The sequence below is a fragment of the Streptomyces spongiae genome (assembly GCF_009377185.1).
GTDB classification, from domain to species: domain Bacteria; phylum Actinomycetota; class Actinomycetes; order Streptomycetales; family Streptomycetaceae; genus Streptomyces; species Streptomyces spongiae.
In genome coordinates this window covers 1-10,171 of sequence record NZ_VJZC01000363.1, presented here as the reverse complement: position 1 = coordinate 10,171, position 10,171 = coordinate 1, and the positions used below count along the sequence as shown (strand labels likewise).

The window sequence follows — 10,171 nt, the reverse complement described above, 5'->3', positions numbered from 1 at the left end:
GTGCTGGAGGTCATGGGCATCACCTGGGGTGGGAGAAGGGAACGGGACGGCCCGTCCGGGATGGTCGTGGAGGCGTGCGGCGCGGAACGCGCAGTACGGGGAAGGAACTTCGGTGACTTCTGTGACTTCTGTGACTTCTGTGGGCGCAGCCGGTCAGCGGTACAGGCCGGTGCGGGGCCGGGCCCGGCTGCTCCGCTTGCGGCGCACCGCGAGAGGCGTACGGCGGTCGAGCCGGGGACGGTGCCCCGCCTCCGTGTGCCCTCCGTCCAAGGCGTTCCAGCCCCCGGCCGCGCCGGCACCGGGGTGCACAGCGACCAGCCCCGAGCGGAAGAGCCCGTGGTCGATACGGCGAGCCGCGGCAGACTCCAGTTCCTCCCGGAGCGGCCCGTCGCGCAGGATCGCACCGGGCCCGAGCAGCCCCTCGACCACAGCCAGCGCCCCGGCGACGTCACCGTGGCCGAGTCGCTCCCGGACCGCGGGCAGGGCCTCCGGGTTGCGGTGCACCGCTTCGATCGCCCGCAGGCAGGGCAGTGCCGGCCCGCCGAGCGCCACCAGCAGCTCCTCCCGGCGCAGTTGGCCCGGGTCGTGATCGATCGCCGTCAGCACCCCGTCCCGCAGCGCGATCCGGTGGACCTCGCCCCGGCACTCCACGCGGTGCGGATCGCCCCGGTGCGGATCGCCGGGCTCGGGGGCGGGGCCGGCCGCAGGTGACGAGCCGGACGCCGCCACCGGGCCGGACGCAGCCAGTGCCGCGGCGACGAGCGGGTGCAGCCGCTCGGGCGCGACGAGCCCGGCCCGCAGCAGCTCCAGATCCGGCAGCACCCGGGCCGCCGCCTCCGGTAGCACCGGAAGCGCCGCGACGTCCTGCGGCGACAGTTCCTGCCGCAGCGTCCGGAACGTCGGGGCATGGCTGTCGTCGGGGGCGACGAGTTCGAGCACGGCCCGGCTCCGCGCACCGAGCCGCACGGTGAAGGCCCCGCGAGGGCGCCCCTCCGCCCGCAACAGCAGCTCAGCCTCGGCGGCCCAACTGGCCACCGCCCACGGGGCATCGCGAACGGTGGGCCGATCCGGCAGCTCCGGCAGGTCGCGACGGGCCGCGCAACCCCACGTACCCGGCGGGCCTGGCCTGCCGGGTACGTGGGGCCGATCGGGCGGCGCCATGGATGGTGCCCCGCCCGCACCGCACCGCCGCCCCAGTTCGCCGCTGCGCCCGGCGTCCCAGAGATGCCTGTGCAGGTCGAGCCGGAAACGCCGTTCGGGATGCGGGTGCGGATGGTGACCGGGGGCGTCTTTCCCGGACCCCTCCCACAGGGCCAGCGACATCCGCTGTCCGGCGTCCGCCCAGGCCGGCGGAGTCCGCACCACCAACTGCAGCGGCGTGGCGCCGGAACCGATGTAACGGGCCAGAGAGAGGGTGAGGCCGGGCCGGAGCCGCCCGTCGGGGGCGATCCGGGGCATGTGCCAGCGGAGCAGATCCGGCGCCAGCCGACGCAGATCCGCACGGAGGCGGGTGACGAGATCGGTGCCGTGGCGGTGGCGCACGGCGCGCAGATCGAGATCGACGTCGACCCGGGCGGCGGCGCAGGCCCCCGCCCAGTCACCGACCACACGCCGTGCGGTCGCGGTCTCGATCATGGACGGTGGCACGGCGTACTCGCGCACGCGCTGCCACATCAGCAGGTGGGCCGGAATCCGGTTCGCGAAGTGATGTGCCATCAGCACTCACCTTGCGCGAACGATTCCCCCAATCCGTACGGGGAGAAGTTCTTCATCTCCCGCATCGTAACCACCCCGATGACGATCTGTCGTCCCCATAAACCGCCCAGCGGTCGTACGGACTCACCCACCGAGTTCCCTTCCTCTCCCTTCTCTGTTCTCTCAACTGACCTCGTGGGTCACACTGTTCGGGTCAAGCTGAGTGTCGCTCACCTTTTCTCTCCGTTCCCTCCTCCCCCAGGAGACACCCCCCATGAGAAGACTCTTCGGCGCCCTGGTGGCCGGTGCGCTGGCCGTCACGGGCCTCGCCACCACCGGCTCGGCGCCCGCGGCCGCCGCCGACTCCGGCACCTTCAACGTCCTCACGTACAACATCGCGGGCCTCCCCCTCGGCCTCGGCGACAGCGACCCGGAGACGAACACCCCGCTGATCGGCCAGCGTCTCGGGCCGTACGACATCGTGAACGTGCAGGAGGACTTCAACTACCACGCGTCGCTGTACGCGAACGACTCCCACCCGTACCGCACGGCGACCAGCGGCGGAGCCGCGTTCGGCGACGGCATGAACACCCTCTCGGATCACGCCTTCGAGGACTTCGAGCGGGTGAAGTGGAACAACTGCACGGGCACGAACTGCCTGACCCCCAAGGGGTTCTCGCTCGCCCGGGTCCGCCTCGCCGAGGGCGTCTTCGTCGACCTCTACAACGTGCACACCAACGCCGACGACACGGACGACGCCCTCGCCGCCCGCCGCGCGAACGTCGAGCAACTGTCGGACTTCATCCAGGCGAACTCCGCGGGCAACGCCGTGATCGTCATGGGCGACACCAACACCCGCTACACGCGCTCCGGCGACAACATCCGCACGCTCGTCAACGAGAACGGCCTCACGGACGCGTGGGTGAAACTGGTGAAGGGCGGCACGCCCCCGGCCCAGGGCAGCGACGCGCTGGTCTGCGACTCGGCGGCCCCGACCAACGACTGCGAGGTCGTCGACAAGGTCCTCTACCGCGGCAGCGACCTGGTCGCCCTCAACGCCACCCGCTACAACAACGACTGGAAGTCGTTCCTCCGCTCCGACGGCAAGCACCTCTCCGACCACTTCCCGCACACGGTCGACTTCTCCTACACCCTCGACCCGTCCCTGCGGGCGAGCGACTTCTTCGGTGGCCCGCACGGCACGGCCTTCAACGACGCGGACGACCTGCCCTCCACCGTGTCGCCGCGCACCCTCACCCTGCGCGGTGGCTCGCGCCTGGACGCGGTGTCGCTGAGCCACGGCGACGGCACGGTCCTGTCCCACGGCGGCACCGGCGGCACGGCCACCTCACTGACCCTCGCCTCGGGTGAACACCTGACCTCGGTGAAGCTGACCCAGGGCCAGAAGGACGGCCGCACCAGGCTCTTCTCCGCGGCCTTCACGACCGACAAGGGCCGCTCCCTCTCCTCCGGCACGGCGACGTCCGACGCGAAGACCTTCACCGCCCCCTCCGGCTGGCAGATCGCCGGCTTCACGGGCCGCGCGGGCGACGAGATCGACAAGCTGGGGGTGCTGTACGCGCCGATCAGCTGAGTGCCCGCACGGAAAAACTCCAGAACGGCGCCCCGGTGGGGCGCCGTTTTTCATGCCCGACCGGCGCCTCCGGCTGAGCGTTCACCTTCAATCCATTGCAACAAAAGAGTCTACAGTTCGTTGCAATGAACATAAGTCATTGCAACGATTTCTCTGCTTTCACCTGCGTGAACAGAATCTCTGCGCAACAAATCTGTTGCCTGATCTATGAATGCAACGTAGCGTTTCCGATGCAGGAAACAGCCGGAGTGAGCGATCAAGGGGGGTCAGATCATGGAGACAGCGCAGAGCCGGCAGCAGGCGGCACCCAGCGCCTTCACCGCCTTCGCCCGCTTCGTGCTCTGCGGCGGCGGAGTGGGGCTCGCCTCCAGCTTCGCCGTGGCGGCCCTCGCCTCCTGGATTCCCTGGGCCTTGGCCAACGCCCTGATCACCGTGACGTCCACGCTCCTCGCCACCGAACTGCACGCCCGCTTCACCTTCGGCGCGGGCGGGCGCGCGACCTGGCGCCAGCATGCGCAGTCAGCCGGGTCCGCGGCGGCCGCGTATGCGGTGACCTGCGTGGCGATGCTTGTCCTGCAGCAGCTGGTGGCGGAACCCGGTGCGGTGCTCGAGCAGGTCGTCTACCTGTCCGCCTCCGCACTCGCCGGTGTTGCGCGGTTCGCGGTGCTGCGTCTCGTCGTCTTCGCACGGAACCGCTCGCAGATCGCGGCCACCGCCGGCACCGCCCGTCCCGTGCACGCGACCGTGGCCCGCGCCGCGGCACTCGCCGACCCAGCGGCGCTCTGCCGCACCGCCTGACCGCAGACCCTCATCCCACAGCGAGAAGCTACCCTCTACAGGCTGTAACCTAGAGGCACTAGGTTTACTCACTGTGGAGGAACGCGGTCATGGCCCGCGCAGGACTCACCGCCGACCGCCTCACCGCGGCCGCCGCCGACCTCGCCGACGAGGTCGGGTTCGAGAACGTCACGCTGTCCGCGCTGGCGCGGCGGTTCGGGGTGAAGGACGCGAGCCTGTACGCGCACGTCAGGAATCTGCGGGACCTGCGCACGCGGGTCGCGTTCCTGGCCGGGGGCGAGATGATCGACCGTATCGCCGCCGCGGTCGCCGGCCGCGCCGGCAAGGACGCCCTGGCCGCCTTCGCCGACGCCTACCGGGAGTACGCGCTTGAGCGGCCGGGGCGGTACGCGGCGACCCAGATCCGGATCGACCAGAACCTGGTCGCCGACTCGGCCGCCCTCCGCCGCACCGCCGAGATCACGTACGGCATGCTGCGCGCCTACGGCCTCGAGGAGCCCGACCTCACGGACGCCGTACGCCTGCTGCGGAGCACCTTCCACGGCTACTGCGCCCTGGAGGCGAGCGGCGGCTTCGGCGCCCCCCGTGACGTACGGGCGTCCTGGGAACAAGCCGTCGCCGCCCTGCACGTTGCGCTGGAGCACTGGCCCCGCCGCGACCAGAAGGAGAAGGACGCATGAGTGAGCCGCACTTCGACGTCTGCGGCGACGGACCCGTGCTGCTCGTCGTCCCCGGCGGCGCGGGGCACCCCATGGGGTTGGACGCGTTCGTGGAGCGGCTCGCCGAACGGTTCACCGTCGTGACGTACGACCCGATGGGCCTCGCGCACGGACACCTCGGCAAGTCCTTCGGGGACCAGCGGGTGGAGGCATGGAGCGACGGCGCCCGGCGCGTGCTCGACGCCGTGCTGCCGGACGGCGCGTCCGCGTACGCCTTCGGGAGCAGTTCCGGCGGCATCGCCGTGCTCGACCTGCTCGCCCGGCATCCGGAGCGGCTGCGGCACGTCGTCGCGCACGAGCCGCCGTGCGTGGGCGCGTTGCCCGACGCAGCGCGGCACCTGGCGATGTTCCGGGAGGTGTACGAGACGTACCGGGCGGCGGGCATCGAGGCGGCGATGGTCCGGCTCCAGGCCGGGTTGGAGGAGCCGAGCGGGGTGGCGGCGGACCCGGAGCGGGGCCGGGCAGCACGGCCGCCCGCTGCCGAAGCGGACGCCGACGTGCGTCCGGCGACGCCCATGGGCCTCTTCCTCACCCACGTCCTGCGCCAGTTCACGGCGTACGCACCGGACCCGGTCGCCCTCCGGCGCGGCTCCGGCCGTCTCACGCTCGCCTTCGGACACGACTCCCGGGGCCTGCTCCTCCACCACACGGCCGAGTCCGTCGCCGAGGCAGGCGGGGGCGCGCTCGCGGAGTTCCCCGGAGGTCACATCGGCGCCGTCACGCATCCGGTCGAGGTCGCCGGCCGGCTCACGGAAACGCTGCTTCCGGTGGGCTGAGGGCCGCCACCTCGTCGTACGCCGGCGTCGGGCCCCGCGGCGGGCGCCCGGCCCGGATGTCGGCGACGGCTTCGAGGGCCGCGCCCAACGCCCGTCGGTACGGCAGCGAGCCCAGGCTGACGCGGCGGACTCCGAGGTCGCCGAGTTGGGCGAGGGTGGGTCCGGTGGGTGAGTAGAGGATGTTGAGCGGCACGTCGAGGGAGCGTACGAGCGAGGTGATCGTGGCCGGTTCGCTCAGGCCGGGCACGAACACGCCGTCGGCGCCTGCCTGTTGGTAGGCGTCGAGGCGCTGGAGGGTTCCCGCGCCGTCTCCCTGCCAGTACGTGTCGGTGCGGGCGTTCACGAAGAGGCCGGGCGCGGCCGACTTGGCGGCGGAGATCTTCGCGGCGTGCAGCCCGGCATCACCGAGCCCGTCCTCGATGTTGATCCCCGCGGCCCCAGCGGCGTGGAGTTCGCGGGCCAGCTCGCCCACCTCGTCCGGGTCGTCGCTGAAACCGCCCTCCGCGTCGACGGACAGCAAGAAGGGCTCCGCGCCGAGCGTCCGGGCCAGCCGGAGCGTCAACTCCCGTGTCGCCGCCGCCCCGTCGGGGAGACCCGCAGCCGCGGCGACCCCCAGGCTGGTCGTCCCGATCGCGGCGAACCCCATGCCTGCGAGCGCCACCGCGGACGCGTGATCCCAGGCGTTGGGCAGGAGCAACGGCGAGTCGCCATGGTGGAGATCGGCGAAGGAGGTCATGCAGAAACGCTAGGAGCCGGAAGTTTCGGCGTCGGCCGAACCATCCCTGTGGCAGCGGACGAACCGTCCCGGTGGCAGCGGACGAACCATCCCTGTGGCGCTCGTCACAGCAACCCCTCCCGTACCTGTGGCAACAAGAGGCCATGACATCCGCGAGACCCACCGCACAACCCGCACCGACGCACCGCCGCCGCCACGTCGCCCGCAAGCCCGTCATCGGCGTCCTCGCGGCGGCCGGCCTGCTGGCCGGGGCCTGGTACGCGACCGCCACGGCGACCACCACCACGGCCTCGACCAACGCGGCCTCCCCCACCGTGGACGGCCTCACCGCCACCACCACCGCCGTGAAGCTGCCGGCCAAGTTCCCCTACCTCTCCGCCGGCTACAACAACACCCGCGAGTGGACGCGCACCGCCACGGCCGCGGCCCCGAACGGCACCCTGCGCGTGGCGTGGCCCGCGAAGGACGGCGTACACGTCACCCCGCTGACCGCCGCCGGGAAGCGCTCGGGCGCGGACACGGTCGTGAAGGGCACCAAGGAGGTCGGCGGCCTGGTCGCGCACAACGACGGCTTCGCCCTGCTGACCCGCGTCTCCGACAGCAACAAGTGGAACGAGACGGCCGCGGCGCTGGTCCGCTACAAGAACGGCAAGCAGGCCTGGCGCACCAAGCTGACCGGCAAGTCCTCCAACGACACGGCCCCGCTCCTCGACGGCCAGCTCACCTGGAACGGCACCAAGTACGGCGCGTACTTCGTCGTCCACGGCGCGGGCGGCTTCGCCGACGGCCACTTCGGCGACAAGATGCAGTACGTCAGTTCCAAGGGCGCCAAGCTGAGCGGCGGCTGGGGCTGGGGCTGCTCCCACAACGAGGGCATCGCCCTGCACGCGGAGACGTCGGGGGCCTTCACCTCCCTCTGCTTCGACGACTGGCGCTCGGGCCTGTTCGTCTCCACGGGCATAGGCGCCCCCGACAACGCACCGGTCGTGCAGCGCGAGCAGTGCTGGGCGGGCTACTGCGGCGGCACGTTCGCCGGCCGCACCGGCGACCTGGTGAAGTCGTCCACCGGCCGCTACGCCACCGCCTTCGCCTCGCGGGGCGCGGCCTCCGCCAAGAAGAACCCGGACGACTCCAGTGGCCGCGGCTGGACGGTGAAGCCGAGGACGAGCACGCACCAGGTGGCGGTGGCGTTCCTGAAGAACCGCAACACGCCCGCGGGCAAGCCGGTCTACCTGACCAGCGCCAAGGGCACGGAGAACGTCAACGTCCGTGTCGCCCCGTACGGCAAGGACCGCCTCCTCGTCTCCTGGGAGTCCCTGAAGAACGCCAAGTGCGCCAACGGCACCTGCACCGGCACCTTCACGGGCACCCACTTCCGCCTGGTCGACTGGAACGGCAAGGCCAAGAGCGCGGACAAGGTCGTCAAGTCACGCCTCACCGGTGACATCGCGGTCCTCAAGGACGGCACCCTGACCTGGGCGTACGTCCCGGTCACCCCGTCCTACGCGACCGCCCTCACCGGGGCGTCCCCGACCGCCACGTCCCTGACGATCGCCCGCCTCACCCCGTGACCCCGGTCGCGCTGTCGCGCATCCGCTCGGCCATCCGGCGCATGACCTCCACGGGCAGCGCCGGATTCCGCGCGGCCGTCTCCGCCCCGCCGGTGTCCCCCAGCAGAGGGGTCAGGACGCGGACCGGCAGGCGGGGGTGGAGCGCGGCCGCGTGACGTACGTGGTCGTGGGGGTCCTCGAGCAGCCGCGCCGCGCAAGCGGCAGGCAGCCGTGGGTCGGTCGCGGCGCGGTACCGCACTTCGGCGCTCGGGTCCCGGCTGAGTCGCTCCACCAGGCCGGGGTCCGACTCCGGGTCGTCCAGGGCCAGCCTGCGCATGCGCGGGTTCGGGTCGTCGGCGTACCGCAGGAGGCCCTCACGGGGGAAGTTGGGATGGCCGTGCGGGCGGTCGGGGCAGGAGAGACTGCCGGTCCACCACTGCCACACCTCCATGAGCAGGTCGGCGGGTGCGTCGTCACAGGATTCGGCGAGGAAGAGGTGCACGACGCGGTCCTCGTCGCGGGCGAGCGTCGCGACGACGTCCGGCGGCAGGTGCCGGGCCCGGGCGACGCTCCTGCGCACCAGAGGGTGGGAGGAGGCGGCCAGACGGCGCATGGCGTCGTGGTCGTCGTGGAGTGCCCTGACCCAGTCGAGGGCGTGGTGGTGGATGCCCGGGTCGAAGTCGATGCGGACGCCGGCGCGCTGCTCCTCGGTGAGGTCGGCCCGTATCGACACCTCCCAGCGGACGCCGTGGTCGGGATCCTCGCCGAGGAGGGCGACGAGGTCCGGGTCCAGGCGCGGGTTGCCGGCCAGAGCGCGGCGCTCGGCCGGCTCTCCGTTCCGTGCGAGGTGTTCGGCGAGGTCTCGCTCCAGGCGGCAGGTCTCCAGCGCGTCCCGCATGACGTCCTGGCCTTCGAACACCGACCGGGGCATCGGGTGCTCCTGGTGGTGCAGCAGCAGGGCCCTCGCGCGCACCCCGTCATGGGGATCGGTCAGCAGAGCCTCCCGCGCCGAGGCGACGAGGTGCGGCCAGGCCGCCCGGCAGGCCGCGCACCGCACACCGCCGTCGGGGTCGGCGGCCAGGGCCACCGACAGGGAGGCGGGCAGGCACTTGAGGCGGGCGGTCTCGGAACGCACACGCGGGGACGGATCGGCGGCGAGCCTGTGGCAGGTGTCCTCCGTGAGTTCGTCCCAGCGGTCCGCGGCCAGCATGGTGAGGATCCACCGATGCCGTTCGTCCTGCTCGCCGAGGATCACGCGGGCCCACTGCTCGGGTGAGACGTTCGGCTGGTACTGGGCGGTATCCTGCCGGAGCTTCCAGTCCGGGTGGGCGAGGGCCGCGTCCACGACCTCCGTCGGCAGCGCGCAGTACAGAACGTACGGGGATCTGCCCAGCAGGCCGACGCGCAGGTCCGGCGGAGCCGCCGGGTTGAGCGAGAGCCCGCAGGCCCACGCGTCGAGCAGTTCCTCTGTGGGCTGCGGCCCCTGGAGCAGCCGTTCCCAGGCAGCCTCCCGCTCCTGCGGTGTCTCCCGGGCGGCGGCCTGCGCGGCCGCCTCCTGCCGCTCCTTGATCCGGTCCTCGGCGATCAGCCGGACCGAGTCCCCCTCGTTCGTGACCGCCACCAGCGCGTCCCCGTCCGCCGCCACAGTGAGGAACTCCGGCTGCCCGGCCGGCCCGCCCAGCACTCCGGCGAGATCCCACTCCGCGGTGAGCCGGACGCGGGTCCAGAGCCCGCCCGCGCAGGGTGCCCCGTCGCCGGCGACGGAGATCAGGAACACCCCGTCCGCACCGAGGACGCCCGTCTCGGACGCCAACCGGTGCCACTGGCGGTTGACCTCACCGGCCTGATCGGGCCGGTCCGCCCCGGCCTTCACCGTCGGCTCGACCTCGGACCCGATGACACGGCGCCATGCGACGGCGGGAGGAAGCACCTCCTCGACCCGCCAGTCACCCACGATGTCCAGCCCGGCGCGGCGCAACAACTCCGCGAGTTCGTCTCTCCCACCCCTCATGGGAGATCATCCTGCCCGACGGGGCTCCCCGGCGCCGACGTCCACTTGGAAGTCGCCCAACCTCACGCGGACTTCGGTTCCTTCCCTCCAGCGGACCGTCAACTCCCCTGTCCCGTCCGCCCGCACGGTCACGGTGTCCGCCAGGGGCACGGGGTCCGGTTCAGCGGTGAGGCGGGCCAGCGCGACGAAGAGGGTGTCCCCGTAGCCCGTGAGGCCCGTGAGGTCGTCGCTCAGACCGAGAACAGGCGACAGCTCCGCCCGCACACCGTCCCCCGCCGACCACCCGGTGACC

Annotated in this window: 8 protein-coding genes and 1 pseudogene; 5 read left to right on the top strand and 4 right to left on the bottom strand. The window is 72.1% G+C overall.

All coding sequences use genetic code 11. The features are described from left to right. Positions 1–153: 153 nt before the first annotated feature. The gene (locus tag FNH08_RS34260; protein WP_152775422.1) at positions 154–1,716 is read right to left on the bottom strand and encodes a hypothetical protein; all 1,563 of its coding nucleotides are present in this window, start codon (positions 1,714–1,716) and stop codon (positions 154–156) included. A gap of 253 nt (positions 1,717–1,969) precedes the next feature. On the opposite strand from FNH08_RS34260, the gene FNH08_RS34255 reads away from it, so the two are divergent. The 4 genes from FNH08_RS34255 to FNH08_RS34240 all read left to right on the top strand — a co-directional run bounded on the left by FNH08_RS34255 (position 1,970) and on the right by FNH08_RS34240 (position 5,582). Beyond that, positions 1,970–3,289, top strand: a complete 1,320-nt coding sequence (locus tag FNH08_RS34255) for a jacalin-like lectin (protein WP_152775421.1) — start codon at positions 1,970–1,972, stop codon at positions 3,287–3,289. Positions 3,290–3,562: 273 nt separating this feature from the next. After that, entirely contained in the window at positions 3,563–4,087 is a 525-nt protein-coding gene (locus FNH08_RS34250) for a hypothetical protein (protein WP_152775420.1), read from the top strand. Between the two features lie 89 nt (positions 4,088–4,176). After that, the gene (locus FNH08_RS34245) at positions 4,177–4,767 is read left to right on the top strand and encodes a TetR-like C-terminal domain-containing protein (protein WP_152775419.1); all 591 of its coding nucleotides are present in this window, start codon (positions 4,177–4,179) and stop codon (positions 4,765–4,767) included. Continuing rightward, positions 4,764–5,582 (top strand): alpha/beta fold hydrolase, encoded by an 819-nt coding sequence (locus FNH08_RS34240; protein WP_152775418.1) that lies wholly within the window; start codon positions 4,764–4,766, stop codon positions 5,580–5,582. The genes FNH08_RS34245 and FNH08_RS34240 overlap by 4 nt, the downstream gene beginning before the upstream one ends. Here FNH08_RS34240 and FNH08_RS34235 read toward each other — a convergent pair. Continuing rightward, complete coding sequence (locus FNH08_RS34235; protein WP_152775417.1) at positions 5,554–6,318, bottom strand: isocitrate lyase/PEP mutase family protein; 765 nt, start codon at positions 6,316–6,318, stop codon at positions 5,554–5,556. The two genes, FNH08_RS34240 and FNH08_RS34235, sit on opposite strands and share 29 nt — an antisense overlap. Positions 6,319–6,461: 143 nt before the next feature. Between FNH08_RS34235 and FNH08_RS34230 the strand changes: the two genes are divergently transcribed. After that, positions 6,462–7,889, top strand: coding sequence for a hypothetical protein (locus tag FNH08_RS34230; RefSeq protein ID WP_152775416.1), 1,428 nt, complete (start codon positions 6,462–6,464; stop codon positions 7,887–7,889). On the opposite strand, the gene FNH08_RS34225 is transcribed toward FNH08_RS34230, so the two are convergent. Continuing rightward, positions 7,879–9,879 (bottom strand): PE-PGRS family protein, encoded by a 2,001-nt coding sequence (locus FNH08_RS34225; protein ID WP_152775415.1) that lies wholly within the window; start codon positions 9,877–9,879, stop codon positions 7,879–7,881. The two genes, FNH08_RS34230 and FNH08_RS34225, sit on opposite strands and share 11 nt — an antisense overlap. Before the next feature lie 6 nt (positions 9,880–9,885). Beyond that, positions 9,886–10,171 (bottom strand): annotated as a pseudogene (locus FNH08_RS34220) (DUF2264 domain-containing protein); the annotation flags it as partial.